23 protein-coding genes and 1 tRNA gene are annotated in these 24,168 nt (G+C 62.9%); 12 read left to right on the top strand and 12 right to left on the bottom strand.

The features are described 5' to 3' along the window. Positions 1-24: 24 nt before the first annotated feature. Positions 25-1,521, bottom strand: a complete 1,497-nt coding sequence (locus RQ479_RS20120; RefSeq protein ID WP_376702353.1) for an amidase — start codon at positions 1,519-1,521, stop codon at positions 25-27. Between the two features lie 126 nt (positions 1,522-1,647). On the opposite strand from RQ479_RS20120, the gene RQ479_RS20115 reads away from it, so the two are divergent. From RQ479_RS20115 to msrB, 4 genes are all read left to right on the top strand, one after another. After that, the gene (locus RQ479_RS20115; protein ID WP_352517619.1) at positions 1,648-2,187 is read left to right on the top strand and encodes a sigma-70 family RNA polymerase sigma factor; all 540 of its coding nucleotides are present in this window, start codon (positions 1,648-1,650) and stop codon (positions 2,185-2,187) included. Then, complete coding sequence (locus tag RQ479_RS20110; RefSeq protein ID WP_352464797.1) at positions 2,184-2,888, top strand: anti-sigma factor domain-containing protein; 705 nt, start codon at positions 2,184-2,186, stop codon at positions 2,886-2,888. Before RQ479_RS20115 ends, RQ479_RS20110 begins: the two co-directional genes overlap by 4 nt. A 205-nt stretch (positions 2,889-3,093) precedes the next feature. After that, a complete protein-coding gene (locus RQ479_RS20105) occupies positions 3,094-3,651 on the top strand; it encodes a fasciclin domain-containing protein (RefSeq protein ID WP_376702352.1) in 558 nt (185 codons plus the stop codon). 174 nt (positions 3,652-3,825) lie between these two features. After that, on the top strand, positions 3,826-4,326 hold the full coding sequence (gene msrB / locus RQ479_RS20100) for a peptide-methionine (R)-S-oxide reductase MsrB (RefSeq protein WP_352464747.1): 501 nt from the start codon (positions 3,826-3,828) through the stop codon (positions 4,324-4,326). A 127-nt stretch (positions 4,327-4,453) separates the two neighbouring features. Here the strand turns inward: msrB and RQ479_RS20095 are convergent, their stop codons facing one another. After that, positions 4,454-6,052 (bottom strand): DHA2 family efflux MFS transporter permease subunit, encoded by a 1,599-nt coding sequence (locus tag RQ479_RS20095; RefSeq protein ID WP_376702351.1) that lies wholly within the window; start codon positions 6,050-6,052, stop codon positions 4,454-4,456. Between the two features lie 22 nt (positions 6,053-6,074). Next, on the bottom strand, positions 6,075-7,253 hold the full coding sequence (locus RQ479_RS20090) for an HlyD family secretion protein (RefSeq protein ID WP_376702350.1): 1,179 nt from the start codon (positions 7,251-7,253) through the stop codon (positions 6,075-6,077). 143 nt (positions 7,254-7,396) lie between these two features. Here RQ479_RS20090 and RQ479_RS20085 point away from each other — a divergent pair, with 143 nt between their 5' ends. Further along, positions 7,397-8,146, top strand: coding sequence for a TetR/AcrR family transcriptional regulator (locus tag RQ479_RS20085; protein WP_376702349.1), 750 nt, complete (start codon positions 7,397-7,399; stop codon positions 8,144-8,146). 22 nt (positions 8,147-8,168) lie between these two features. Here the strand turns inward: RQ479_RS20085 and yihA are convergent, their stop codons facing one another. The 5 genes from yihA to rpmH form a co-directional block, all read right to left on the bottom strand. After that, positions 8,169-8,828 carry a ribosome biogenesis GTP-binding protein YihA/YsxC gene (gene yihA, locus RQ479_RS20080; protein ID WP_376702348.1) on the bottom strand — a complete coding sequence of 220 codons (660 nt, stop codon included), beginning with the start codon at positions 8,826-8,828 and terminating at the stop codon, positions 8,169-8,171. After that, positions 8,825-9,463, bottom strand: a complete 639-nt coding sequence (locus RQ479_RS20075; RefSeq protein ID WP_376702347.1) for a CatB-related O-acetyltransferase — start codon at positions 9,461-9,463, stop codon at positions 8,825-8,827. Before RQ479_RS20075 ends, yihA begins: the two co-directional genes overlap by 4 nt. 144 nt (positions 9,464-9,607) lie before the next feature. Beyond that, positions 9,608-11,431, bottom strand: a complete 1,824-nt coding sequence (yidC, locus tag RQ479_RS20070) for a membrane protein insertase YidC (protein WP_376702346.1) — start codon at positions 11,429-11,431, stop codon at positions 9,608-9,610. A 13-nt stretch (positions 11,432-11,444) separates the two neighbouring features. Next, the gene (gene rnpA, locus RQ479_RS20065; protein ID WP_376702345.1) at positions 11,445-11,798 is read right to left on the bottom strand and encodes a ribonuclease P protein component; all 354 of its coding nucleotides are present in this window, start codon (positions 11,796-11,798) and stop codon (positions 11,445-11,447) included. 23 nt (positions 11,799-11,821) lie between these two features. Continuing rightward, entirely contained in the window at positions 11,822-11,956 is a 135-nt protein-coding gene (rpmH, locus tag RQ479_RS20060) for a 50S ribosomal protein L34 (RefSeq protein WP_008833937.1), read from the bottom strand. Between the two features lie 335 nt (positions 11,957-12,291). Between rpmH and RQ479_RS20055 the strand changes: the two genes are divergently transcribed. The 3 genes from RQ479_RS20055 (at position 12,292) to RQ479_RS20045 (ending at position 15,097) form a co-directional block, all read left to right on the top strand. Continuing rightward, on the top strand, positions 12,292-13,779 hold the full coding sequence (locus tag RQ479_RS20055) for an ATP-binding protein (RefSeq protein ID WP_376702343.1): 1,488 nt from the start codon (positions 12,292-12,294) through the stop codon (positions 13,777-13,779). A gap of 244 nt (positions 13,780-14,023) precedes the next feature. Continuing rightward, positions 14,024-14,100, top strand: a tRNA-Arg gene (locus RQ479_RS20050). A gap of 682 nt (positions 14,101-14,782) precedes the next feature. Then, positions 14,783-15,097: a DUF718 domain-containing protein gene (locus RQ479_RS20045; protein WP_376702342.1), complete on the top strand. Its 315-nt coding sequence runs from the start codon at positions 14,783-14,785 to the stop codon at positions 15,095-15,097. A gap of 47 nt (positions 15,098-15,144) precedes the next feature. On the opposite strand, the gene RQ479_RS20040 is transcribed toward RQ479_RS20045, so the two are convergent. Together RQ479_RS20040 and RQ479_RS20035 are read right to left on the bottom strand one after the other, a co-directional pair. Further along, positions 15,145-16,287 (bottom strand): alpha-hydroxy acid oxidase, encoded by a 1,143-nt coding sequence (locus tag RQ479_RS20040; RefSeq protein ID WP_376702341.1) that lies wholly within the window; start codon positions 16,285-16,287, stop codon positions 15,145-15,147. Positions 16,288-16,356: 69 nt separating this feature from the next. Then, on the bottom strand, positions 16,357-17,379 hold the full coding sequence (locus tag RQ479_RS20035; protein WP_376705980.1) for a LacI family DNA-binding transcriptional regulator: 1,023 nt from the start codon (positions 17,377-17,379) through the stop codon (positions 16,357-16,359). A gap of 531 nt (positions 17,380-17,910) precedes the next feature. Here RQ479_RS20035 and RQ479_RS20030 point away from each other — a divergent pair. The 4 genes from RQ479_RS20030 to RQ479_RS20015 all read left to right on the top strand — a co-directional run bounded on the left by RQ479_RS20030 (position 17,911) and on the right by RQ479_RS20015 (position 22,233). Beyond that, positions 17,911-18,873: a sugar-binding protein gene (locus RQ479_RS20030; protein ID WP_352769650.1), complete on the top strand. Its 963-nt coding sequence runs from the start codon at positions 17,911-17,913 to the stop codon at positions 18,871-18,873. Between the two features lie 111 nt (positions 18,874-18,984). Then, on the top strand, positions 18,985-20,529 hold the full coding sequence (locus RQ479_RS20025) for a sugar ABC transporter ATP-binding protein (RefSeq protein ID WP_376702340.1): 1,545 nt from the start codon (positions 18,985-18,987) through the stop codon (positions 20,527-20,529). Between the two features lie 23 nt (positions 20,530-20,552). Then, on the top strand, positions 20,553-21,548 hold the full coding sequence (locus tag RQ479_RS20020) for an ABC transporter permease (protein WP_352490501.1): 996 nt from the start codon (positions 20,553-20,555) through the stop codon (positions 21,546-21,548). Between the two features lie 154 nt (positions 21,549-21,702). Continuing rightward, positions 21,703-22,233: a DUF2231 domain-containing protein gene (locus RQ479_RS20015; protein ID WP_352517611.1), complete on the top strand. Its 531-nt coding sequence runs from the start codon at positions 21,703-21,705 to the stop codon at positions 22,231-22,233. An 80-nt stretch (positions 22,234-22,313) separates the two neighbouring features. On the opposite strand, the gene phnN is transcribed toward RQ479_RS20015, so the two are convergent. Then, positions 22,314-22,943, bottom strand: coding sequence for a phosphonate metabolism protein/1,5-bisphosphokinase (PRPP-forming) PhnN (phnN, locus tag RQ479_RS20010; protein ID WP_376702339.1), 630 nt, complete (start codon positions 22,941-22,943; stop codon positions 22,314-22,316). Beyond that, positions 22,940-24,079 (bottom strand): alpha-D-ribose 1-methylphosphonate 5-triphosphate diphosphatase, encoded by a 1,140-nt coding sequence (locus RQ479_RS20005; protein ID WP_352517609.1) that lies wholly within the window; start codon positions 24,077-24,079, stop codon positions 22,940-22,942. Before RQ479_RS20005 ends, phnN begins: the two co-directional genes overlap by 4 nt. Between the last annotated feature and the right edge of the window lie 89 nt (positions 24,080-24,168).

Raw genomic sequence — 24,168 nt, 5'->3', positions numbered from 1 at the left:
GTTCCCACCTTTCGGGATCATGGTCTATGCCGGCACCTGCAGCGGCGCCCGCCGGCCCAGCCATCCCGAGATCTTTTCCATCTGCGCGGCGAACGACAAAAGCGTCTCCTCGTCGCCGGGGCGGCCGGCGGCTTGGACGCCGAGCGGCAGGCCGGCATCGGTCACGTAAACCGGAAGCGTGATCGACGGTTGCCCGCTGACGTTCTGGATCGCCGGCCAGTGGGTGAACCAAAGGCTCTTGTCCATCAGCTGGCCGAATAGCGGCTTGAACTTCAGCAGGCCGGCGAGGCGCAGTCTGTCCAGGACATTCTCGATGAATTCGTCGGCGCCTTTCGGGTCCATGGTGCCACAGGCGAGCGGCGGGTGCGCGATGACAGGCATCAGCACTGCATCATAATGCGCGGTTTCGGTGATAAGCCGACGCGAGGTTGCGTGCAGCCGCTGCAGGCCGGCATAGATTTCGCCGGCCGAGAGGATTTCACCGAACCGGCTCATCACGCGCGTGGCGCGTTCGATGTCGCCTGAGATGGAGCGGCCGACGCGCAAGGCCTCGCCACGCATCGTGCCGGCCACCGCCGCGGCGACGGTTCTGGAGAAATCGGCGATGAAATCGCGATCGATATAGGGCAGGTCGATCTCCTCGACGCTGTGTCCGCCTTCGCGCGCCAACGCAATTGCCGCATCCAGAGCTTTCAAGGTTTCTTCCGAAATCGGCAGGCCGAGCGGCGATTTTCGGTAGAAGGCGAGCTTGAGCTTGCCCGGATCGCGCCCGGCGGCCGCAGTGAAACTGCCGTTAGGCGAGGGTGCCGCGTAGGGCGACAGCGGGTCGGGCCCGTGGGTCAGGTCGAGCAGCAGGGCCGTATCGCGCACCGAACGGGCCAACGCATGGTCGACGACGAAGCCGTACCAGCTTTCGGTGACGAGCGGCGTCAAGGGCACGCGGCCGCGCGAGGTTTTCAGCCCGACCAGCCCGGTGCAAGCGGCAGGCACCCTGATCGAGCCGCCGCCATCCGAGGCATGCGCCACCGGCACGACGCCGGCCGCGATCAGCGCAGCCGCACCGCCTGAGGAACCGCCGGTCGTGTGCGCGGTGTCCCATGGATTGCGGGTGACGCCGTAAGCCACGGACTCGGTCACCAGCCTCAGCCCGTGTTCCGGTGCGGTGCTGGTGGCGATCGGGACCAGGCCAGCGGCCAGATAGCGTTCCGTCATGACCGAGTTGAAATCGGGGGTGTAGGCTGGGATGCGGCTGCCGCCATGCGTCGGCACGCCCTTCATGGCGATGCCGAGGTCCTTCAGCGCAAAGGGCACTCCGGCAAGCGGCAGCTTGTGGTCGACGGTTTTCGCTCGCGCCCGCGCCGCCTCAAAAAGCGGTTCGGCGATGGCGTTGATCTCCGGCTGGGTGGCCTCGGCCCGGGCGATCGCCGCATCGACGAGATCTTGCGGTGTGATCTCTCCCTCGTGCACGAGTGCGGCCTGGCCGGTTGCGTCATGCTCCCACAGAACCCGCTCGATCGACATGGTCGCCCTCCCGCTCATGGCAAGCTAGCGGGCGGCGATTTCCTTGGCAATCGACGCTGGCGCTGCCAGTGCGCAAGACCATTTCAGTCGTTGCAAATACATTGCAATCGCCTAATTTGGCGGCCGATGACGCCGCAGGACATCAGCAACCTGATTGTCCGGACTTCGATGAAGGACCGGGCTGCGTTCGATCTGCTGTACCGGCAGACCAGCGCGAAACTTTTCGGCGTCTGCCTTCGTGTATTGAAGGATCGGGGAGATGCAGAAGAGGCGCTTCAAGAGGTCTTCGTCAAGATATGGACGAAGGCGGACCGTTTCGCCGTTTCGGATCTGAGCCCGATCTCCTGGCTGGTGGCCATTGCGCGCAATCATGCGATCGATCGGATCAGGGCGCGGCGAGAGCCTGCCGCCTATATCGATGCCGCGCTCGACGTGGCCGATCCGGCGCCGGGGCCGGAGGCCATGGCCGTGGCGGGCGGTGAGTCCGAACGCATCTACCATTGTCTCGAGGAATTGGACAAGGACCGGGCGGCGGCCGTCCGGGGCGCCTATCTGGATGGCAAAAGCTACGCCGAGCTGGCGGAGCGCTATCGCGTGCCGCTGAACACAATGCGGACCTGGCTGCGGCGCAGCCTGTTGAAACTGAGAGAATGCCTGGAAAGATGACGCTGGCTGACGACAACGGACCGGAACGTGGGGGCGACGACCTGTTCGCCGCCGAATACGTTCTTGGCGTGCTGGCCGCCGACGAACGCGAGATCGCGTCGCGCCGCATCGATGCGGACGCCGCCTTCGCGCGCCTTGTCGATAGCTGGGAGGCGCATCTTTCGCCGATGGCCGCCGCCTATCCGGAGACAGAGCCTCCGATCAGGGTCAAGGAAGCATTGGACCGCCGGCTGTTCGCTGCAGAGCCGCGCGCCGGCCTGTGGTCGAGCCTTGGCTTCTGGCGCGGTCTTGCCGCCGCCGCCATTGCGGCGCTGGCGATCTACATCGCCGTGCCTTACTTTCGCCCGCCCACCGAACCGCCGCAGACGCGGCTTGTCGCCTCGCTGGCGGCCGAAGGCAGCGACGTCAAATATCTCGTCGTCTACGATGCCGCCCGTCACGAGATCGGTCTTTCCCACGTTTCCGGCGAGCGGGCCGCCGGCAAGGACTTCGAACTGTGGATGATCGAAGGCAAGAATGCGCCGGTATCGATGGGCGTCATCCCGGCCGGTGCCACCGCGCATTTGGCCATCCCGCCCGCCGTCCAGGAAAAGTTGGCGCAAGGCGCCGTGCTTGCGGTCAGCGTCGAGCCTGCCGGCGGTTCGCCGACCGGCCAGCCGACTGGACCGGTGGTCGCAGCGGGCGATCTGAAGAGCGTCTGATCGCTTCTTGCCTCTGGAAGCAGACCTGAAATCTATCTCCCACGATTTAAACGCCTGCAAGCTTGTTGGCGGCTGTCGATCCGCGCCGGGGCAAATTGCAGCGACACAATATTTTTTTGCGGAGAGGGCGAAACTCAGGCGTTTCTGTCGCGTATCTCCTTGCGTTCCCGAATGAGGGGAACGATAGCCCGAGGAGATTGAAATCATGCGTAAATTCGCCACCCTTTTGCTTGCCGGAACGGTCGCCATTTCTGGGCTCGCCACCATTGCCTATGCCCAAAATCCGATGGTCGGCGGCGCCGCCATGTATGCCCAGAAAAACATCGTCGAAAATGCTGTCAACTCGAAGGACCACACGACGCTGGTCGCTGCCGTCAAGGCAGGCGGCCTGGTCGATACGCTGCAGAGCGCCGGCCCCTTCACCGTGTTCGCGCCGACCAACGAGGCCTTTGCGGCGCTTCCAGCCGGCACGGTGGAGACGCTGCTCAGGCCTGAAAACAAGGACAAGCTCGTCAAGATCCTGACTTGCCATGTCATCGGCGCCAAGGCGATGGCCGCCGACGTCGCCAAGATGGTCAAGGATGACGGCGGCACCCACAAGGTCAAGACGGTCGGTGGTTGCGAACTGTCGCTCAAGACCGACGGCGGCAAGGTCACCGTGACCGACGAGAACGGCAATGTCGCCAATGTGACGATCGCCGATGTCGAGCAGTCCAACGGCGTCATCCACGTCGTCGACAAGGTTCTCCTGCCGAAAATGTAACAAACGCACGCTGCCGGCGAAGATATCGCTAAGGGCCTCCCTGCGCACACTCCGCGCCGTTCACGCAAGATGTGGATAGGCGCGGAGTCCCGCTTTGAGGACAGCGATCGTCACCGGCTTTTGATTTCCGTGTGGCGGTCGAATTTGGCACAAGCAATGACAGGAGGAATGGCCATGAACCGTCGCGAGCTTCTTTTGAGTGGTGCGGCAGCCCTTGGCGTTGTCGCAGGCGCCACCGCGCTGCGCATGGGCGGAGCCCAGGATGCACGCGCGGCCGAGACTTTCGAGGTTACCAAGACCGAGGCCGAATGGCGCGCCATCCTGTCCGACGCGGCCTTCAATGTGCTGCGCAAGGAGGGCACGGAATACCCGGGCACCAGTCCGCTGCTCAACGAGCACCGCAAAGGCATCTTCGCTTGCGCCGGCTGCGACCTGCCGGTCTATTCGTCAGAGACCAAGTTCGATTCCGGCACAGGCTGGCCGAGCTTCTGGCAGGAAATCCCGAATTCCGTCGGCAAGACCGTGGACAGGTCGTTGGGCATGACCCGCACCGAGGTCCACTGTCGCCGCTGCGGCGGCCATCTCGGCCACGTCTTCGACGACGGTCCGCCGCCGACCGGGTTGCGGCATTGCATCAACGGCGTCGCCTTGACCTTCAAGCCGGCGACAGCCTGAGGATGGCTGCGCCCCCTGACTTTGTCGGAGCGCGCGAGGACTTCGTAATGGTTGATTTTGCGCATGACCCCGAAAATCGCTTTTCGGGGTCATGCGCGAGGGCGCCAGGCGGGGGATCCAGCGCGCCTCAATGGCCTCCGCCACCGCCGCCCTGAGCGGCTGGCTTGCGGATCACCAGGGTGAAGAGCCCAAGCGTCGCGAACAAAACCGTCAGCACGAAGAATACGTCCATGAACGACAGCAGCGACGCCTGCTGCTGGACCATGCCTGACAGTTTGGAGATGGCCGCCTTGGAGGCGTCGAGCCCGGCGGTCTGCTCGAAGTTGAGCGTCATGTTCTGCAGCTTCTGCTGCGCAGCGGCACTTCCCCATTGCACGTGCTCGGAGAGCCTGGCGTAGTGGAAGGCATTGCGGTCGATCAGCACGGTGTTGATGACGGCCAGGCCGACGGCGCCGCCGAGATTGCGGGTCAGGTTGAACAGGCCAGACGCATTCTTCAGCCGCTCCGGCGGCAAGGTTCCGAGCGCAATGTTGTTGATCGGCACCATGCAAAGCATCATCGAGCAGCCGCGCAGGATCTGCGGGATCAGCAGTTCATAGAAATCCCAGTCGGCGGTGAGATGCGTCATCCACCAGGTCCCGGTGGCGAAGCCGAAGAAGCCGATCATCATCATGATGCGCGGGTCCATCTTGTTCGACAGGATGCCGGAGATCGGCGCGGTGAAGAACATGGCCAGGCCGCTGACGAACAGCGCCTCGCCGATCATCATCGAATCGTAGCCGCGGATGCGCCCCAGGAACACGGGATAAAGATAGGTCAGACCGTAGAGGCCGATGCCGACGACGAAGGAGAACAGCGAGCCGAAGGCAAAATTGATATTGCTGAAGGCCCTCAGATCGACAATCGGCTCCTCGGCGGTGAACACGCGCCAGAAGAACAGCACCGCGCCGAAGGTCATGATGACGGCGCAGATGAACACCGCCTGATCCTGCAGCCAGTCGTTGTTGGGACCTTCCTCCAGCACATATTCCATGCAGCCCAGGAAGGCGGCCATGCCGGCAAGCCCCCACCAGTCGAACTTGCTGAACAGCTTGAGATTGGGTTTGTCGAAGTCGATCAGCGACCAGGCGGCCGTCGTCACCAGAATGCCGGGCACGACGTTGACCAGGAACAGCCAGTGCCAGGACATGGCATGGCTGATATAGCCGCCGACGGTCGGGCCGATGGTTGGCGCCAGCGTCGCCACCAGGCCGATCATCGGCGAGACGATGGCGCGACGCGACGGCGGGAAGATGGTGAAGGCGGCTGCAAAGACGCTCGGGATCATGCCGCCGCCGATGAAGCCCTGCACGGCACGGTAGACGATCATCTGGTCGATATTGGTTGCGGTCGCCGCCAGCGCGCTGGCCGCGGTGAAGCCTGCTGCCGAGATCGTGAACAGCACCCGCGTCGACAGCATCCGGCTGAGGAAGCCCGACAGCGGGATCATCACCACCTCGGCAATCAGGTAGGCCGTCTGCACCCACGGGATCTCGTCCGAACTGGCGCTCAGGCCCGCCTGGATCTCGGCCAGCGAGGCCGAGACGATCTGGATGTCCAGGATGGCCATGAACATGCCGAACACCATCGCCAGGAAGGCGATGACGCGGCGTGTCGAGATGTGGTCGACCGGCACCGGCATGGCTGGCGCCGGCGCCGATCCTGCAGTCAGGGTTGCGGTCGTCATGACCTTTGCTCCCGCTTCCGCTTTACTTCGATGCCGAAGGCGCCGTGCGGCTGTCGACAGCGACGACGACGCTCAGGCCGGCGCGCAGCTTGCCCGTCTTCAACACATCCGCGGGCACGTCGATGCGAACCGGAACGCGCTGCACCACCTTGGTGAAATTGCCTGTGGCGTTCTCCGGCGGCAGCAGCGAGAACACTGCTCCCGAAGCCGGCGCCAGCGACGACACGGTACCCTCGATGTCCTGGCCGTCGATCGCGTCGACCGACACTCTGACCTTTTCACCAGGCACCAGCCGGGCAAGCTGCGTCTCCTTGAAGTTGGCGACGACGTAGAGCTTGTCCATTGGCACGATGACGGCAAGCTTCTGTCCGGGGCTGATCAGGTCGCCCTGCTCGACCGAGCGGTTGCCGACCACGCCGTCGTAGGGTGCGCGCAGCACGGTGAAGGATAGATCCCGCACCGCCTTGTCGTGGGCAAGCTGCAGCGAGGCCAGCGTGCTGGCCGATTCCGCGCGCTGCGCCTGGAGCACGCCGATATTGGCCTGAGCCGCCGCGATCTGCGCGTCGGCGCCGGCTAGTGCGGCATTGGCTTGCTCGACCGCCGTCTGGGCATCGTCCAACTGGGCCTGGGTGCCGACGCGGGTCTTGAGCAACTGGGCGGCCCGCGCTTGGACGCGCTTGGCATTATCGGCCGCGGCCTGGGCGGCGGTCTTCTGCGCCTGCGCCTGCTTGAGCGAGGCGCGCGCCGCCTCGGTCTGGGCATCGATGCGGTCGAGCGTCTTGCTCAACGTGGCGATCTGCGCCTCGGCCTGGGAAACGGCTATCTTGTAGTCACCGTCATCGACGATCAGCAGCGGGTCGCCGGCCTTTACTTGCTGGTTCTCGGTCACTTTGACCTGATCGACATAGCCCGAGATTTTTGGCGAGATGAACGCCGTGTCGGCCTGGACATAGGCGTCGTCGGTCGTGATCATAAAGCGCCCGTCGGTCCAGTAATCATAGCCATACCAGGCGCCGGCGCCCAGCAGAGCCAAGCCGATGATGGGCAACAACATCGAGCGCATCGAGCGCTTCTTCTTGGCGGGCGCCAGCGGGGTGACGTCGGCGGGCTTGGGAGGGGCTTCCGGCGCTTCGATCGCAGGCTGGACCTTGGCATTGGGGAAAGGGCGGACTTCGGCACTGGTGGGCGCGTTCGAGGACATGATATCTCTCTAAATTAACTGGCGCTGAACTTCATCAGACTGAACCGTTCGGTTCGATCTCGACGTTGACTTAGCGCTTAAAGAGGACCATATCAAGAGCAATCGAACCGGATGGTTCGAATTATTTTACGAGGTGTGACATTATGGCCGAAGCCCCCAAGGCCGCTCCTTTGCCTGATTCAGGCCCATTGCCCAGCGCTGGCAAGGACCAGTGCGATCTGCTGGACAGTCTGCCGCGCGGCCGCCCGGCCGCGGGGCAAGACCCGGTCAAGCGCAGCCAGATCATCGATGGTGCGCGCCGTGTCTTCATCGACAAGGGCTTCGAAGCCGCGTCGATGAACGACATTACGCGCGAGGCCGGCGTGTCCAAGGGCACCATCTATGTCTACTTCGCCAACAAGGAAGAGCTGTTCGAAGCGCTGATCGAGGAAGAACGCGGCACGATCTTCAAGAACATGTACGAAGTGCTGGACCAGATCGGCGACCTTCGCCAGACGCTGGTGAAATTCGGCATCGTGCTGTCCATGAAGATCACTTCGGCGAGGGTCATCCTGGCGCAGCGGACGGTGATCGGCGCGTCGGAACGCATTCCGGAGCTTGGCGCGCGATTTTACGAACGCGGCCCGAAGCGCGGCCATGACAGGGTTGTCGTTTTCCTCAACATGGCTGTCGAACGCGGCCTGCTGAAGATCGACGACGTCGAGCTTGCCGCCTATCAGTTCACCGAGCTGTGTCTGGCCGGTCTTTTCCGCCAGTGCATTTTCGCCTATCGCACCAAGGCGCCAAGTGCGGCCGAGATCGAACATATCGTCAGGTCGGGCGTCGACGTGTTCCTGAAGGCCTACGGCACCGAACAGCTTGCAGAGCAGGAACGGGCCTCCAGCCCCGCCTGACCAGCCGTCGGAGTCCGTTGCCCTATCCGCCATTGGCGGCGAGCACGATCGCCGCGCGCAATTCCTCGAGACCCTCGCTCTTTTCCGATGACGTGGCGAGCACGAAGGGAAAGGCCGCCGGGCGTTTCTTGATCTTCTGGAGCGTTTCCTCGATCAGCCGCGGTACCCCCGCCGCCTTGATCTTGTCGGTCTTGGTCAGCACGATCTGATACGAGACCGCCGCCTTGTCGAGCAGCGACAGCACCTCGTCGTCCTTGGCCTTGATGCCATGACGGGCATCGATCAGCACGTAGACGCGCTTCAGCGTCACCCGGCCCTTGAGATAGTCGAACACGAGCTTCGTCCACTCTTCGACCTTTTCCTTCGGCGCCGTGGCGTAGCCATAGCCCGGCATGTCGACCAGGGCCATCGGCGGCAGATCGGCGCCTTCTCCCGAAAATCCGCCCGGCACGAAATAGTTGAGCTCCTGCGTCCGGCCCGGCGTGTTGGAGGTGCGCGCCAGCCCCTTCTGGTTGACCAGCGCGTTGATCAGTGACGATTTGCCGACGTTGGAGCGGCCGGCAAAGGCGATCTCGGGTGGACCCTCCGGCGGCAGGAATTTCATCGCCGGCACGCCGCGGATGAAGATCCAGGCTCGCGTGAACAATTCGATGCCGATCGTGGTCTTGTTCAACGCGTTCAAACCGCTGCCTCCAGAAGAAAAATGTTGCTGCCACGAATGGCATCGAGATTGCGGCTGATCTTTTCCACCGGCCAGTTCCACCACGCCAGCGCCAGCAGCTGCCGGATGGTCCTGTCATCGAAGCGCATCTTTACCACCTTGGCCGGATTACCGGCGACGATCGCATAGGCCGGTACATCGTGCGTCACCACCGACTTTGCCGCGACGATAGCACCGTCGCCAATCTTCACGCCCGGCAGCATCACCGCTTCCATGCCGATCCAGACGTCGTTGCCGACGATTGTGTCGCCACGCACCTCCTTCGACCATGTCGCCGGGTCGAAACCTTCCTCCCAGCCGTGGCCAAAGATGTTGAACGGATAGGTCGAAAAGCCGGACATGGCGTGATTGGCGCCGTTCATGATGAAGCGCGCGCCTTCGGCAATGGCGCAGAACTTGCCGATGACCAGCCTGTCGCCGATGAACGGATAATGATGCAGCACGCATTTTTCGGCGAATTTGTCGGGTCCGTCCGGGTCGTCGTAATAGGTGAAGTCGCCGATTTCGATATTCGGCGCCGTCACCAGCGGTTTCAGAAAGCCGACGCGCGTGTGCAACGGGATCGGATGCTTGATCGATGGATTGGGTCCGGTCATATCGAGCTCCGTCGAGCAACTGCCAGCCAGGTCAAAATAGCTCGATCCGTCCCGCAGTACCAATCGCTTAATCCATGCCGGCAGCTTGTGCAAAAAGCCCCGGACGAACCGGGGCTTTCTGGTTTCGCATTATCGGAGCGCCGGCTATTCCGCCGGCGACGGTTTCTTGCGGAACAGCGCGACCAGATTGTCCCACAATTCGATCTTGGCGCCCTGCCGCTTCATGATCACGCCCTGCTGGAGGATCGACAGCGTGTTGTTCCAGGCCCAGTAGATGACCAGGCCGGCCGGAAAACCCGCCATCATGAAGGTGAAGATCACAGGCATCCAGGTGAAGATCGCAGCCTGCGTGGGGTCCGGCGGCGTCGGGTTCATGCGCATCTGCAGGAACATTGTCACGCCCATGATCAGCGGCCAGACGCCGATCATCAGCATGTGCGGCAAGGTAACGGGGATCAGCCCGAACAGGTTGAAAATCGATGTCGGGTCCGGCGCCGCCAGATCCTGGATCCAGCCGAAGAACGGCGCGTGCCGCATCTCGATGGTGATGTAGAGCACCTTATAAAGCGAGAAGAACACCGGGATCTGCAACGCCACCGGCCAGCAGCCGGCGAGCGGATTGATCTTCTCGGTCTTGTAGAGCTCCATCATCGCCTGCTGCTGCTTCATCTTGTCGTCCGCGTATTTCTCGCGGATCTCGAGCATCTTTGGCTGCACCTTCTTCATGTTCGCCATCGACGCGTAGGATTTGTTGGCGAGCGGGAAGAACAGCGCCTTGACGATGACGGTGGTGGCGAGGATCGCCAGGCCGAAATTGCCGAAGAATTTGTACAGCGTGTCGATCAGCCAGAACATCGGCTTGGTGATGAAATAGAACCAGCCCCAGTCGATCAGCAGGTCGAACTGGCGAATATGACGGTCCTTTTCATAGGCGTTGATCGTCGAAACTTCCTTGGCGCCGGCGAATATCTCCGACTCCACGGTCGTCGACTGCCCGGGAGCGATCGTGACCGGGTCGGACAGGAAATCGGACTGGTAGCTGTGCGGATGGGGCCCGCTTTTGAACTCGAAATAAGAGAATTTGGGCTGAAATTCGCGGCCGCTAGGCGGCACGAGGGTCACCGCCCAATACTTATCGGTGATGCCCAGCCAGCCGTCGGTCGACTTGCCTGGCTTGTATTCCTTGTCAGATTCGACGCTGGAGTATTTGTATTCCTGCAGGCCCTCGCTTCCGGTAACGCCGATCAGGCCCTCGTGCAGCACATAGGTGCTGGCGATAGCCGGCTTGTCGAAACGCGTAACGCGGCCATAGTTCGACAACGTCGCCGGCGCCGAGCCGCCGTTCTGAACCGTGTCGGACACGGTGAACATATATTGGCTGTCGACGGAGAAGGTGCGCTTGAAGGTCAGGCCCTTGTCGTTGGTGAAGGTCAGCGTGACCGGCGTCGCCGGTGTCAGCGTCGCATTGCCGTCGGTCTGCCAGACCGTGTCGGGGCCGGGCAGCGTGCCCACATCCGGCGCGCCAGAAAAGCCGATCTCGGCGAAATAGCCGTTCGGCAGGGACGCCGGGTTGAGCAACGCGATCTCGGGCGAGGTCTTGTCGACCGTCTCCCTGTAATGCTTGAGCCGGAGGTCATCGAGGCGCGCACCGGTGAGGTTGATCGAGCCTTCGAGGCTCGGCGTGTCGATCTTGACGCGGCTGGTCGAGGCAATCGCCTGGTCGCGGCCGGCCGGCGTCACCGCGTCGCCGCCAGGCGCGCTCGGAATGGCGCCGGGCTGTACCGGTGTTTCGCTGGCGCCCGGACTGGTGCCTTGGGCGGCCTTCTTCTGCTCCGCCACGCGCTGCTCTTCGATGCGGGCGGCCTCGCGCTGCATCTCGCTGCGCGGCATCACATAGAAATATTGCCAAAGCGCCAGGATCAGCACCGACAGTGCGATGGTGATGAAGAAGTTGCGGTTGTTTTCCATCGAAGCCCTTGGCCTATCGTGTTCCACGCAATCTGCGGGAGAGTTCGGCCTTCAACTGGCCGAACGGAGTGGTAAGCACGTCTTCGCGCCCGACGATGACATAATCATTGCCCGGCGCCATGTCATCCGCGGCATGCGTGCGCACGGCCTCTCTGAGCCGCCGCCGGATGCGGTTGCGAACGACGGCGTTGCCGACCTTCCTGGTGACGGTATAACCGACGCGCGGCGCTTCGCTATCGCCGCGGCCCAGGACCTCGACGAGGAAAAGCCGCCCGCGGCGCTTTTCGCCACGGCGGACGGCCAGGAATTCCGCGCGGTTCAGAAGCCGCTTGGGATGGGCACCCGTTGGCTTGCCGGTTGCGGGCAACGATCTTGTCTCTCGCTTGGTGCTCAGGCGCTGAGACGCTTGCGGCCGCGGTTGCGGCGGGCTGCGACGACGCCGCGGCCACCTTTGGTGGCCATGCGGGCGCGGAAACCGTGCCTGCGTTTGCGGACGAGTTTGGACGGCTGGTAAGTACGCTTCATTTGTTTAAATACCGCGGGGTGCGGCCCTTCTTGATTCTGTCACTTTGTAACAGGAGCTTTGCTGGGCCGGTTTTGGCGCGATCGAAACCGCGCCGGGACGAATGGCCCGAGCGTGAGCGGGCTTATAGAAAGAAGGGTTTTGGAAGTCAATCCAGCGCGTCGGGCCGGCGTTGCCGGACCGGCAGGGAAGTCTTGCGGCCCTTTGTCCGGCTTCGACCAAAGGATGAATTTGGCAAAAAAGCCGCAATCGCCTAATCTCACCCGATCAAGCGATCGTGAAGACGAGCAGTCCCTAAGACAAGCAGCCGTGATGACAGGCAGCCGTGACGACGAGCATGAGTGAAGTCCCAGCAAACGACGAAAGCATCGCCCAGGCGAAGGCGGCCACCCGCAGGGTGCCGCTGGCGCGCGGCCTGTCAACCAAATTGCTGCTGCTCACCATCGTCTTCGTGCTCTTGGCCGAAATCCTCATCTTCGTCCCCTGGATCGCCAGCTACAGGCTGAGCTGGCTGAAGGAGAGGCTGAGCACGGCCGCCGCGGTTTCAATCGTCCTGGTGCAGGGCGAACCTGCCTCGCTGTCGCGTGCCGCCCAGAACGACGTGCTGATGGCGATCGGCGCCAAGGCGATCGCCGTGCGCGACGGCGGCGTCTCGCGGCTGCTGGTCGTGGCCGAAATGCCGCCACAGGTCGACGAGCATATCGATATCGCCAATGTCGGCATGATCAAGGGCATGACCGGCGCGCTGGACACGCTGTTTTTCGGCGGCAAGAGGATGCTGCGCGTTTTCGGGCCGGTCGGCGACAGCGACAAGGAGTTCGAGCTGATCATGCCCGACCACCGCCTGCGCAATGCCATGCTGATCTATTCGCGCAACGTCGCCTTCGTCTCGCTGCTGATCTCGCTGTTCACCGCCATGCTGGTCTACGCCGCGATAGACCTGATCATGATCGGCCCGATCAGGACGATGACACGCTCGATGCTGTCCTTTTCCGAGGCGCCCGACGATCCCGGTCGCATCATTCGCCCCGCCGCGCGGGCCGACGAGATCGGCGTCGCCGAACGCGAGCTGTCGCAGATGCAGGAGCGGCTGCAAAAGATGCTGACCGAGCAGAAGCACCTGGCCGATCTCGGCCTGGCCGTGTCGAAGATCAACCACGACATGCGCAACATCCTCGCCTCGGCGCAGCTGATGTCGGACCGCCTGCGCCAGGTCAAGGACCCGACCGTGCAGGCGTTCGCGCCAAAATTGCTGCGCGCGCTCGACCGCGCCGTGTCCTATTCGGAGGGCGTGCTTGCCTACGGCCGCACCCAGGAGCCGCCGCCGTCGCGCCGCAGGCTGCGGCTGCGCCAGCTGGTCGAAGACGTCCAGGGCCTGCTCGACATCGAATGCGGCATCGAATTCGTCAATGCCGTCGATCCGGTGCTCGAGGTCGATGCCGATTCCGACCAGCTGTTCCGCGTGCTCACCAATCTTAGCCGCAACGCCGTGCAGGCGATGGCCGCGGACACCGAGAGCGCCGTGGTGCGCCGCCTGACCATATCGGCCGAGCGCATCGGCAGCGTCAGCCGCATCGTCGTCACCGACACCGGCCCCGGCCTGCCGCCGAAGGCGCGAGAAAACCTGTTCGCGGCATTTCGCGGCTCGGCCCGCAGCGGCGGCACCGGCCTTGGCCTGGCGATCGCCCATGAATTGATCCGCGCCCATGGCGGCACGGTGGAGCTGGTCGAAAGCATCGGCGGCCGCACCACATTCGCCGTCACCATCCCCGACCAGCCGGTCCGGCTCGACCAGGCCCGCAACGGTCTGCGCCGCCCGGCGTAACGAACCGTTTCGTTACGGGCCGTTTCAATTCGCAAATGGTTGGTCCGAGACTACGAGCCATCGGCTCGGCCGCCGTGTGGCGTGAGCTCGCCTTCGCCGGCGGGCGCGTGACGGCAAAACGTGGCGGCAAAACTTTTGGCCAGGATCGGCTTGCTTTTCGCAAATTCAGTCGCTAGGGAACACGTCACATCGCGGCCGGTCGCCAGGATCGGATTGCGGGGCTATGCAAAGCATGGCCTGTTGCGCGCCCGTAGCTCAGCTGGATAGAGCACCAGACTACGAATCTGGGGGTCAGGAGTTCGAATCTCTTCGGGCGCGCCATCAATCCAATGCACGGCCCGCCTCATGGGGCCTCTCGGGCGCGGTGAGCTCATAGCCGTCCGACTATGACCGTGACCGGCGCCGGTGGTCGGAAGGTGGCGAGACGTGAGCGCTATCCATGCCAAAAAGGGGATCGTCAGCTGATGCTGCTCAGTCGGCCTGCTTAATCTCCGGACCCGGTTCAGTCGGCGGAGCTGGCGTGCAATCCTGGCCAGTGCATTCCTGCACGGGATCTTTCGCCGGCGGGAGACAATTTTGGCCTTCACAATGAACGGGCGGCTGCGCTGTTGCGGCTTTATTGTTCTGCGGCACAGGCCGATCCTCAGCGCGAACGGCCGGCATTCCAAGGTCGATCATGGCCGTGCACAAGAGCGCAATCCGAAGCAAGTTCATTTTCGCCTCCGCAACTGACAGCGAGACGCAGATTATACCTTCGAACTGCGGCCAACATCCTGTCACCCGCGAACGGTGTTAACAGCGCGTTTCATTACCGGTCGGAAGGGCGTACCGATTGAGATCGAGCGTCGTCCTCTTCCTGGCAAAATAGCGCAGAAACGGGGCATTCGGCCGGAGGTGACTGAAGCCAACCTTCCGATTTTCCTGTACACGTGTTCGAAGGGTTTGAGTGCCTTAGGGCTTTCGCATATTCGAGCTTCTTCAGGTCTTTCACGGGGGAACGTACATGACGGCGTTCAACAGCGTCCGCTTCCAGGTCAAGCCGGGTAGTGAAGACGAATTCGTCGAACTGTTCAGCAGCGCTCCGCGCAATTTCGAGGGATTGCGAAAAATGGCTCTCATCAAATCGGGAGATGGCGCCTTCTTCTCGATTGGAGAGTGGGACACTTTCCAGCACATGGTCGATGCCAGGCCCAAAATGCTACGCAATCTTGATCGGTTCCGGCATACATTGCAGCGGCTTGAGGGCGGATATACGGATGCTGTTTCCGGCGAGGCCGTCTTCGACACGGACGGCAGGAGCGGCGTCCGGTCGGCATAGTGTTCGCACTTCGAAAAGCTTATGCCGTGCGCCACTTCCCGGCTGCCTCACCTAAACCGCACATTCCCCCTGGAAAGCTCTGCCACCGACCTGCATCCCATCAGCCGCATGTCGCGTTCGATCTCGGTTCGCATCAGGCCGAGCGCCCGTTCGACGCCGGCCTGTCCGGCGGCTGCCAGCGGGAAGAGATAGTAGCGCCCGACACCGACGGCCTTGGCACCCAACGACAGGGCTTTCAGCACATGCGTGCCGCGCTGGACGCCGCTGTCGATGATCACGTCTATCTTGTCGCCCACCGCGTCGACGATCTCCGACAGCTGGTCGAACGGGCTGCGCGAGCCGTCCAGCTGCCTACCGCCATGATTTGACAGAACGATGCCGGTGCAGCCGATGTCGACGGCCTTTCTGGCATCGGCGACGCTCATGATCCCCTTCAGGCAAAACTGGCCGTTCCAGAAGCGGACCATATCTTCGACGTCCTTCCAATCCAGCGATGGATCGAGGATCTCCGTGAAATAGCGGCTGATGGAAAGCGCTCCGCCGCCGAGATCGATATGGCCGTCCAATTGCGGCAGGCTGAACTTTTCGTGCGTCAAATAGTCGATGGCCCATCTCGGCTTGATCGCGAACTGCATCACGCCGCCGACCGTAAGCCGAAAGGGGATGGAAAAGCCGGTCCGCAGGTCACGCTCGCGGTTTCCGCCGGTGACGCTGTCGACCGTCAGCATCATCACCTCGACGCCGGACGCCTTGGCGCGCTCCATCATGGCGCGGTTCAGGCCGCGATCCTTATGGAAATAGAACTGATAGACCTGCGGCGTCCTGTGCTTGCGAACTTCCTCTAGGCTGACCGTCCCAAGCGACGAGACGCCGAACATCGTGCCGAACTTCTCCGCCGCCGCGGCAACGGCGCGCTCGCCGCTATGGTGAAACAGCCGCTGGAGAGCCGTCGGCGAACAATAGACCGGCATCGCCAGCTTCTGGCCCATGACGGTGACCGACATGTCGACCTGTCCGACGCCGGCAAGGACGTTGGGGACGAGATCGCAGTCCTCGAACGCCGCCGTGTTGCGCCGCAGCGTCGTCTCGTCGTCCGCGCCGCCATCGATATAGTTGAAGATCGGGCCTGGCAGGCGCTGTTTTGCCAGCCGGCGAAAGTCCTGAAAATTATAGCAGCTTTGCAATCTCATGAAGTCAATCGGGTATATGCCGGGGCTGATGTCAAGCCTGTGCCATTGTCGATCGCCGCCCGCTTCGCCTCAGCCCGGCATAGCGCCAACCGACTCCCGCTCCACCAGCGGGCATTCGAGCTTGGTGATGGGATAGCGGCCGCGACCGGGTGGGGCGGGGACTTCCAGCTGCTCGATCGCCCATTGCCCCATCGCCATATGCGGCAGGATCGATGTCGTAAGCGGCGGGAACAGATGCCGCGCGATCTCCTCATCGTCATAACCGACCACCGAAATATCCTGGGGGATGTGCAGGCCGGCCTCCTTCAGCGCCTCGTAGCAGCCGATCGCGGTGCGGTCGTTCTGGCAGAAGATGGCGGTCGGCCGGTCCTTCAGCCCCAAGAGCTTGACGGTCGCGGCATAGCCGGCGCTCGCCGACCAATCGCCTTCGACGACCAGCGCCGGGTCGAACGGGATGTCGGCTGTCGCCAGCGCCCGGCGGTAGCCCTTCAACCGGTCCTGCGCCGCCTGCATCCAGGGCTCGCCGGTAATGGTGGCGATACGCCTGTGGCCATGGCTGATCAGGTGCCGGGTCGAGCTCTGCCCGCCGGCGATCTCGCTCGGCACCACGGCGGGGAAGGCATAGTCGGCGGTGTAGCAGTTGAGCAGGATGACCGGAATGTCGAGGCCGTAGAGATAATCCGGCGCGACGATCTCGCGGGTGAAGATGGTCATGTAGATCAGCGCCGAAATGCCCCGCTTGGTCAGCGCCGCGATGGCGCGGGGCTCCATCACCTCGTCGCCCATGGTCTGCGCCACCAGCAGCACATTGCCGGCGTTCCACGAGGCTTGCCGCGCCCCTTCAATGGCGACGACCGCCTCCGGGCTGGTCGCCAGTTGGTCGACGGCGAAGCCGATCACGCCATCCAGCCCGTCGAATGCGGCAACCGGGGCTCGCAAGGCAGAAAACACCGGCGGCGAATAGCCCAGCGTTCGCGCGGTCTCGATCACCCGCTCTCGGGTTTGCTGCGACAGCCTGATGCCCGGCGTGTTGTTGAGCACGAACGAAACCGTCGCCTGCGAACAGCCTGCGGCCCTGGCGATGTCGGTCATGGTAACGCGGCCCTTGGGGTTTTTCCCGGACAGCTTGCGCCGCCTGGTACCCTCAAGGACGGGATCACGCAGGGGTTCGTTCATGTCATTGGTCCCTCGAATCTCGCATTTATAGGGCGAAGCGATACTAATAGATATAATCGACCCTCTTAAGCCGATTTAGTCCCCGATCCGAAACGGTAGCGACTGGGGAGGCCTCTCTCCTTTGTGGCGAGAATCCCGACCAACTAATACTCTTTACTAATATCTGGCATCCCTATAACGTCAATCCATCATGCCGGACGACATCGGACCGCGCATGTTCGGAACGCAAGCCAGCCTGGTTCCCGTCAGCCGAAGCTTGCCTGCCGCTCCGGGAAATGTCAGACAAATCGGACTATTTACGAACGGCGAATGAGTCTCTAAAGTCGACGATTGCGGCTGGAATGGCGTCGTTCTTCGCTGCCGGAAACCCTTGAGGAGGAGGGCGTCCAAGCCGCGCCGGCAAGTTCACCATCAGCGAAAATTATTGAGTCAAATGGGAGGTTGAATATGAAATCTGCGATACGAAATGCGTCCGTCGCCGCTGCAGCCCTGCTGCTCGGCCTGTCCGCCAGCGCAATTGCGCGGGCCGACGACAAGCCGACACTGGCCTTCGTCGTCAACGGCGCTTCCGATTTCTGGAAGGCGGCCGAAGCCGGCGTCAAGAAGGCTCAAGGCGAACTGCCCAATTACAATCTGGAACTCAAATATCCGGAGCAGTCCTCAGTCGCCATCCAGCAGCGCCTGATGGACGATCTGGTGACGGCCGGCGTGAAGGCGATCATGGTCTCGGCCGTCGATCCCAAGACGTCGACCGACGGGCTGAACAAGATCGCCTCGGAAACGGCGCTGTTCACCACCGACAGCGACGCGCCGCAGACCAAGCGTGTCGCCTATATCGGCTCGTCCAATGTCGATGCCGGCAAGCAGGCGGCAGAGATCGCCAAGAAGGCAATGCCTGACGGCGGCAAGTGCCTCGGCTTCGTCGGCCTGCTCGGCGCCGACAACGCCAAGGAACGTATCCAGGGCATGAAGGACGGCCTCGCCGGCACCAAAATCGAATTGGTCGACGTGCGTGGCGACGACATCGATCAGGCTCGCGCCAAGAAGAACGTCGAGGACGCGCTGGTCGCCAGCCCCGACGTCACCTGCATGGTCGGCTTCTATTCCTACAACACGCCTCGCATCTATGAAGCACTGCGCGATGCCGGCAAGCTCGGCCAGATCACTGTCGTCGGCTTCGACGACGATCCGATCACGCTGGGCGGCGTCAAGGAAGGCACCGTCGCCGCCACCGTCGTGCAGCAGCCCTTCGAATGGGCCTATCAGGGCATGAAGCTGATGGCCGCCTATCTCGAAGGCGACAAGTCGGGCATTCCCGCCGATGGACTGATCATCATCCCGACCAAGATCATCGGCAAGGACGATGTCGACGCCTACGCCGCCAGCCTCAAGGCGATGTCTGGAAACTGAGCGAATTAGTTGCGCCGGCTCAAGGTTCGCCTTGAGCCGGCGTTCTATTGACGGGCCTCGCGAGGCTCGTCAGTCTGAGGCCAAACGGCTCACCGGCTGCTGTCAGGCGTGATGAATTATTCCGACCCATCCATCGTTGCATCCACGGACGCTCCGTTCCTGAGCCTCGACGGTGTGCGCAAGACCTATCCCGGCGTCGTCGCGCTGGACGGATTCTCGATGGACGTAAGGCCCGGCGAGGTCATCGGCCTGGTCGGCGAAAACGGCGCCGGCAAATCGACGCTGATGAAGATCCTCGGTGGCGTCACCAGGCCGGACACCGGCACCATCACCGTCGATGGCGTCACCCATGACGGGCTGACCGTCGAGGCCAGCATCGGCTCGGGCATCGCTTTCGTCCACCAGGAACTCAACCTGTTCGAAAACCTCGACGTGGCCGCCAATATCTTCTTCGGCCGCGAACCGCTGCGCGCCGGGCCGCTCAAGCTCGTCGACCGCGCCAGGCTGCGAGCGCAGGCGGCGCCGCTGCTCAAACGCGTGGGCGCCAATTTCTCGGCCGATACGCCGGTGTCGGCGCTGTCGCTGGCGCAGCAGCAAATGGTCGAGATCGCCAAGGCGCTGTCGATCGAGGCGAGACTGGTTATCCTCGACGAACCGACGTCCAGCCTGCCGATCGCCGAAACCGACAAGCTCCTCGGTGTCATCAAGGCGCTGAAGGCAGACGGCATCAGTGTCATTTTTATCTCGCACCGCCTTCACGAGGTCGAGCGCGTCGCCGACCGCGTCGTCGTGCTCAGGGACGGCATGCTCGCCGGAACCTTGCCGAAGAGCGCCATCAATCACGACCAGATGGTCAAGCTGATGATCGGCCGCATGCTGAAGGAGCGCGAGAAGGCCGCAGAATCGGCGCGCCCGCCGGGCTCTGTCGCGCTTTCGGTCAAGGCCATTCGCACCGCCGCCTATCCTGACCGGCCCGTCGACCTCGACGTCAGGCATGGCGAGATCCTCGGCCTGGCCGGCCTCGTCGGCTCCGGCCGGACGGAACTGGCGCGCGTGCTGTTCGGCATCGACAGGAGCTTTGGCGGCTCGTTCCAGCTTGACGGAAAAGATCTGGTTCTTGGTTCGGCCGCGGATGCAGTGGCCAATGGTATCTTCCTCGTCCCCGAGGATCGCAAGCTGACCGGCATCCTGCTCGATCTGTCGATTGCCCAGAATATCTCGCTGCCCAATCTGCCGGCGCATTCGCGGCGCTCGCTGGTCTCGGCCAGCGCCGAGGCCGCCACCGCCGAGAAGCAGAAGACCGATCTCGGCATCAGGGCGCCCTCCGTCCAGACGCGAACCGGCACGCTGTCGGGCGGCAACCAGCAAAAGGTCGTGCTGGCCAAATGGCTGGCGATGAAGCCGAAGGTGATGATCCTCGACGAGCCGACGCGCGGTATCGATATCGGCGCCAAGGCCGAGATCTACGGGCTGATGCGGGCGCTGGCCGATGCCGGCGTCGCCGTGCTGATGATCTCCAGCGACATGGAGGAGGTGATCGGCGTTTCCGACCGCATTGCCGTTATGCATGAGGGCCAGATCTCCGGCATTCTCGACAAGGACCGGTTCAGCCAGGAAAACGTGCTGCTGCTGGCGGTCGGCAAGCAGCCGAAATAATTCGCAGGCATTGGGAGAAGACGATGAGCAAGAAAGATCTCGGCCTGCTGATCCTGATCCTGGTGGTCGGCGCGGTGGTGGCGATCATCAACCCGCGCTTCCTGCTGCCCATCAATCTCGCCAACACCTCGAACCTGATCGGGCTGTTCGGCATCCTGTCGATCGGCCAGGCCTTCGTCATCATCACCGGCGGCATCGAATTGTCAGTCGGCTCGGTGGTTGCGCTACTCGGTACGCTGTTCATCGATTTCATCGCCGTGCGGGAGATGGAGTGGCCGCTGGCCTTCGTGCTGATCATCGCGCTCGGCGCCATCATCGGCCTGATGCATGGCTGGCTGATCACCCGGCTGAAGTTGCAGCCGTTTGTCGTCACCCTCTGCGGCCTGTTGATCTATCGCGGCGTGGCGCGCTTCTACACCGCCGACGGCACCGCCGGCTTTGCCTTTGGGCAGAACTTCCCGGAACTCGAATTCCTGACGGCCGGGCGGTCTTGGGGCGTGCCGAACAGTTTCATCGCGCTGATCGTCATCGCCGTCGTCATGTGGGTGGTGCTGCACCGGTCTGTGTTCGGGCGCTATCTCTACGCCATCGGCAAGAACGAGGAAGCGGCAAAATATTCCGGCATCCGCACTGGCCGCATCGTCATGGCCGCCTATGTCATCTGCGGCGTGCTGACGGCGCTGTCGGCTATCTATTTCGCCATGTACACACGTTCGATCTCGCCGGCGAGCCACGGCCAGTTCTACGAACTCTACGCCATCGCGGCAGCGGTGCTCGGCGGCTTCTCGCTGCGTGGCGGCGAAGGTTCGCTGATCGGCGTCCTCCTGGGCACGGTGCTGCTGCAGGAGCTGCAGAACCTGGTCAACCTGCTCGGCATCCCGTCCTCGCTCAACTTCGCCGTCATGGGCGGGGTGATCCTCATCGGCGTGCTGGTCGACCAGCAATGGGGCGTGTTCAGGGCGCGGCGGCGGATGCTGGAAGCTACCCGTAAGGGCGTGGCGGGTGCTGCCGCGGAATGACGCAAAAATAACTGGATAAAATACGCTGGCTGCCATTGGCAGGTAGTGGGAAAAAGTCAGCCTGAGCTTCGCAACAGCAGTTCAGGTTAATCTCTATTTGGAACGAAACCCGTATCTAAGCGTTTATTTAAGCTTTGCTACGCGGAGGCGTCCCATGCCCACGAATCCAGTAAGTACCGCAAAGGTAGGAACTCACCCCCTCCACCCGATGCTGATACCTTTTCCTGTCGCGTTTCTTGTCGGTGCGTTTGTCACCGACATGGTTTTCTGGGGGACTGCCGATGCCTTCTGGGCACGGGCATCGATGTGGCTGATCGGGGCAGCCATAGTAATGGCCCTTCTCGCTGCGACAGCCGGTTTTATCGACTTCCTCAACGAGCCGCGCATTCGCGCCTTGGCCGACGCCTGGTATCACATGCTGGGCAATCTGACCGCGGTCGTTGTGGCACTGGTGAATTTTTATCTTCGCTATGCGCAAGGCGCCGAAGCCGCGGTCCGACCATGGGGCGCGCTGTTGTCGTTCATAGTGGTCTGCATACTGCTGTTTACCGGCTGGAAGGGCTGGGAAATGGTGTATCGCCATCACGTTGCAGTTCTGGACACACCAGCGGATGCGCCGGCGAAGCCTTCGACAACCACTGGCACAGATACTCATCACGCTGGTCGGGACCGGCACGCCGCATGAGGCCATAATCCCGAAAAGTGGATACCGGTTTCCAAAAAATATGGTTAGACAAGTAGCACCCATCCCGGGATGGGCGCGCTTTAGATAAGGCCCGACATATCGGAGAAGGCCATGGCCTTGCGCAGCACCTCGGCGAAGCGCTCGCCGGCGGCTTCACGAGGACCGCTATTGTCGATCGAGGTGACACCCGGTCCGGACAGCGCCACATTGGCACTGCGCGCCAGCCGTGCCAGCACTTCGCCGCGCGACTCGCGACCGCGCAATGCCAGCCGCTCGGCCAGGATCTGCGGTGTAGCCGTGATCTCGACGACAGCCAGATTGGCGTAGCGGTCCCGCAGGGCCGGGATGATCGCGCGCGAGACGTTGGCGATCGCGACACGGCCGTTGGAGACCGACCAGTCGACTTCGGCCGGGATGCCGTAGCGCAGGCCATGCGCCTCCCAGGAAATCGCGAAGGCGCCATCCGCTTCGGCCTCGACGAAGGCAGCGTCGGCTAGGGTATCGTGATCCTCGGTGGCCGCATCGCTCGGCCGGGTGATCACCCGGCGCACGAACTCCAGCCGGCCCTCGTCGGCAAACACGGCGCGCGCATAGCCGATCACCGTGTCCTTGCCGGCACCGCTCGGCCCGACGACGGCGACGAAGACGCCGTCCCGGATCGGAAATCCCGCTGCGGACAATTCACGCTCGACCGATGCCGACACCATCATGCGACCCGGCGTCCCTGCCGCCAGACTGTGCGGACGACCGGGACATGGTCGTCGACACGCACGCGAACCAGATCGGCGCGCCGGCCGGGCTCGATGATGCCGCGGTCGGTGAGGCCGACCGCCTCGGCCGGGTTCTTCGAGACCATCGCCACCGCCTGTGGCAAGGAAATGCCCTCGACCACGTCGCCGAGGAAGAAGGCCGACTGGATCAGGCTGAACGGAATGTAGTCCGATGACAGGATATCGAGCAGGCCGTCGCCGGCCAGCGTGCGGGCCGAGACATTGCCCGAATGCGAGGCGCCGCGCATGACGTTCGGCGCGCCCATCAATACGCCGAGCCCTGCCTCTTTTGAAGCCCGTGCCGCCTCCTCGGTGGTCGGGAACTCGGCGACGCGCACACCTTGCTCGATCGCTTCGTCGACATGGCCGACGGTTGCGTCGTCATGGCTGGCGAGCACGATGCCGCGCTCCTGGCAGGCAGCGGCGATGAAGCTGCGATTCGGGCTTGAGTTCCTCGCCGATTCCGCCATCCGCTTTTCGCAGAATTTCTGGAAATCGCGATCGGTCAGCTTCAGCTTGCGCTGGTAGTAATAGGCGTAGGTTTCCAAATTGACGAACTGGCGCTGTCCCGGCGCATGGTCCATCAGCGACGCCAGCCTGACCCGCTCGTCGCCGTCGAAATTGGCGAAGGCTGTGAGGCAGTCCGGCGCCGAAACCTCGCAGCGCAGATGGAGGAAATGGTCGGCCCTGAGCCGGTCCTGCTGCACGCTGTCTTCGATCGCGTCGGCCAGCTTGCGTATGTCGGCGGCCGTCAGGTCGGCATCCTCGTCCATGCCGACGCGCAAGGCGTCGAGCACGGTGGTGATGCCGGCGGTCGCCACCTGCGCGTCATGGGCGAGCACAGCTGCGATCGGGTTCCAGCGCACTTTCGGCCGCGGCGCGTAATGGCCTTCGAGATGGTCGGTGTGGAGCTCGACCAAGCCGGGGATGATGAAGTCGCCGCCCATGTCCTCGCCGCTCCGGCCGGGGCCGGCATCGATGCTGGCGATCATGCCGTCGCGAAGTACGATCGACCCTTCGACGATCTGGTCGGCAAGCACGATGCGGGCATTGTCAAGAACGGTCTCGGCGGTCATTTCAGGCAGTCCTCGGAGCATTGCAGCCAATTGAAAATGAATTGGCGTCGTACCATGCGGTTGAAGCAAATAGTCACTTAGGCAGTTCT

Source organism: Mesorhizobium sp. ISC25 (assembly GCF_042295465.1).
In the GTDB taxonomy this organism is placed as follows: domain Bacteria; phylum Pseudomonadota; class Alphaproteobacteria; order Rhizobiales; family Rhizobiaceae; genus Mesorhizobium.
Note: the sequence above shows the minus strand (reverse complement) of the source record. Positions and strands in the feature narration are given on the sequence as shown.

Excerpts from the sequence above, each read along its gene's own strand:
- RQ479_RS20120 (WP_376702353.1), bottom strand. The coding sequence starts at position 1,521 with ATGTCGATCGAGCGGGTTCTGTGGGAGCATGACGCAACCGGCCAGGCC.
- RQ479_RS20115 (WP_352517619.1), top strand. The coding sequence starts at position 1,648 with ATGACGCCGCAGGACATCAGCAACCTGATTGTCCGGACTTCGATGAAG.
- RQ479_RS20110 (WP_352464797.1), top strand. The coding sequence starts at position 2,184 with ATGACGCTGGCTGACGACAACGGACCGGAACGTGGGGGCGACGACCTG.
- RQ479_RS20105 (WP_376702352.1), top strand. The coding sequence starts at position 3,094 with ATGCGTAAATTCGCCACCCTTTTGCTTGCCGGAACGGTCGCCATTTCT.
- msrB (WP_352464747.1), top strand. The coding sequence starts at position 3,826 with ATGAACCGTCGCGAGCTTCTTTTGAGTGGTGCGGCAGCCCTTGGCGTT.
- RQ479_RS20095 (WP_376702351.1), bottom strand. The coding sequence starts at position 6,052 with ATGACGACCGCAACCCTGACTGCAGGATCGGCGCCGGCGCCAGCCATG.
- RQ479_RS20090 (WP_376702350.1), bottom strand. The coding sequence starts at position 7,253 with ATGTCCTCGAACGCGCCCACCAGTGCCGAAGTCCGCCCTTTCCCCAAT.
- RQ479_RS20085 (WP_376702349.1), top strand. The coding sequence starts at position 7,397 with ATGGCCGAAGCCCCCAAGGCCGCTCCTTTGCCTGATTCAGGCCCATTG.
- RQ479_RS20075 (WP_376702347.1), bottom strand. The coding sequence starts at position 9,463 with ATGACCGGACCCAATCCATCGATCAAGCATCCGATCCCGTTGCACACG.
- yidC (WP_376702346.1), bottom strand. The coding sequence starts at position 11,431 with ATGGAAAACAACCGCAACTTCTTCATCACCATCGCACTGTCGGTGCTG.
- rpmH (WP_008833937.1), bottom strand. The coding sequence starts at position 11,956 with ATGAAGCGTACTTACCAGCCGTCCAAACTCGTCCGCAAACGCAGGCAC.
- RQ479_RS20055 (WP_376702343.1), top strand. The coding sequence starts at position 12,292 with ATGAGTGAAGTCCCAGCAAACGACGAAAGCATCGCCCAGGCGAAGGCG.
- RQ479_RS20045 (WP_376702342.1), top strand. The coding sequence starts at position 14,783 with ATGACGGCGTTCAACAGCGTCCGCTTCCAGGTCAAGCCGGGTAGTGAA.
- RQ479_RS20040 (WP_376702341.1), bottom strand. The coding sequence starts at position 16,287 with ATGAGATTGCAAAGCTGCTATAATTTTCAGGACTTTCGCCGGCTGGCA.
- RQ479_RS20035 (WP_376705980.1), bottom strand. The coding sequence starts at position 17,379 with ATGACCGACATCGCCAGGGCCGCAGGCTGTTCGCAGGCGACGGTTTCG.
- RQ479_RS20030 (WP_352769650.1), top strand. The coding sequence starts at position 17,911 with ATGAAATCTGCGATACGAAATGCGTCCGTCGCCGCTGCAGCCCTGCTG.
- RQ479_RS20025 (WP_376702340.1), top strand. The coding sequence starts at position 18,985 with ATGAATTATTCCGACCCATCCATCGTTGCATCCACGGACGCTCCGTTC.
- RQ479_RS20020 (WP_352490501.1), top strand. The coding sequence starts at position 20,553 with ATGAGCAAGAAAGATCTCGGCCTGCTGATCCTGATCCTGGTGGTCGGC.
- RQ479_RS20015 (WP_352517611.1), top strand. The coding sequence starts at position 21,703 with ATGCCCACGAATCCAGTAAGTACCGCAAAGGTAGGAACTCACCCCCTC.
- phnN (WP_376702339.1), bottom strand. The coding sequence starts at position 22,943 with ATGATGGTGTCGGCATCGGTCGAGCGTGAATTGTCCGCAGCGGGATTT.
- RQ479_RS20005 (WP_352517609.1), bottom strand. The coding sequence starts at position 24,079 with ATGACCGCCGAGACCGTTCTTGACAATGCCCGCATCGTGCTTGCCGAC.